Annotated in this window: 1 protein-coding gene and 1 pseudogene; both read left to right on the forward strand. The window is 35.3% G+C overall.

Going from position 1 to position 1,311, the window contains the following annotated elements:
- Positions 1-439 (forward strand): helix-turn-helix domain-containing protein (locus ABD769_RS24900; protein ID WP_344854071.1); only part of this gene is annotated, 439 nt, incomplete at its 5' end.
- 2 nt (positions 440-441) lie between these two features.
- Positions 442-1,275 (forward strand): annotated as a pseudogene (locus ABD769_RS24905) (IS3 family transposase); the annotation flags it as partial.
- Between the last annotated feature and the right edge of the window lie 36 nt (positions 1,276-1,311).

Genomic DNA, 1,311 nt, shown 5'->3' on the forward strand with positions numbered 1-1,311 from the left:
GCTATCAACAAAGTGGAAACTTTCCACTTCTATCATCAGGAAATGGGTTGACCATCATCAGTCTTCGGGTGCATTAGGTTTATTACGCAAAAGCTATCATTATTATACTATTGAATTCAAGAGAAGTGTAATTGAGTCTTATCATAATAAAGGATTATCTTTACGGGATTGCTGCTTGGCTTTCAATATTCCTACCCAAAGCACCATTATCTCCTGGCTTAAGAGATATGAGAAGTTTGGCATGGAAGGTTTAAAAGAACAGCACGGAAGACCCTGTGTTATGAAAAAAGATAAACCGGCCACTAAAAAAGATGCTCCCATTACGAGGTTAGAAGAGCTTGAAAAAGAGATCTTATATCTGAAGGCCGAAAATGACTATCTAAAAAAGCTCGATGCCTTGACTCAAGCGAAACAAACACCGCAAAGGAAAAAGCGCTAGTTGTTTGTGAGTTAAGGCAACAACATCCATTGGCTATTTTATTGAAAATATCAGGAATTGCCAGGAGTACTTATTATTACCACTTCAAAACAAAGTTACATCCCAGTAAGCATTCTGAGGCAGTTGAAGAAATATCAAAAATTTATCATCATCATAAAGGAAGGTATGGCTACCGAAGGATTACCATTGAAATGAAGAATAACGGGCGGCATATCAATCATAAAACTGTTTCAAAGCTGATGGGCTCTATAGGCCTGAAGTCGTTGATTAGAGGGAAGAAATATGTATCCTATAAAGGTGAACTGAATGCAGCAGCACCAAACTTATTCATGCAAAACTTTAGAGCCGATCAGCCATGTTTAAAGTGGGCGACAGACGTTACAGAATTTAAAGTTAACGACAAAAAGCTTTATTTATCTCCCGTTATAGAGTTGTTTAACGGTGAGATTATTAGCTATAACTTATCTGAATCACCTAACTTCAAACAGATATCCACTATGCTAACGAAAGCATTTAAGAAGTTTGACGGAAATTCTAAGCTAATTTTACATTCTGATCAAGGGTGGCAATATAGAATGGATAAATATAAAATTATGTTGAGGACAAAGGGAATAACCCAAAGCATGTCTAGAAGGGGAAACTGTTATGATAATGCTATAATTGAAAATTTCTTTGGCACCTTAAAATCGGAGTTGTTTTATCTTAAGAAATACTCAACTATCAATGAGCTTAAAAAAGATATAAAAGAATATATTCACTATTATAATAACGACAGAATCAGACTCAATTTAAACGGGATGAGCCCGATAAAATATCGAGCTCATCAGTCTAATTAATTTTTTAACTTTGTCCAACTTTTTGGGTTCAGTCTA

Source organism: Pedobacter jeongneungensis, from assembly GCF_039538295.1.
Classification (GTDB): Bacteria; Bacteroidota; Bacteroidia; order Sphingobacteriales; family Sphingobacteriaceae; genus Pedobacter; species Pedobacter jeongneungensis.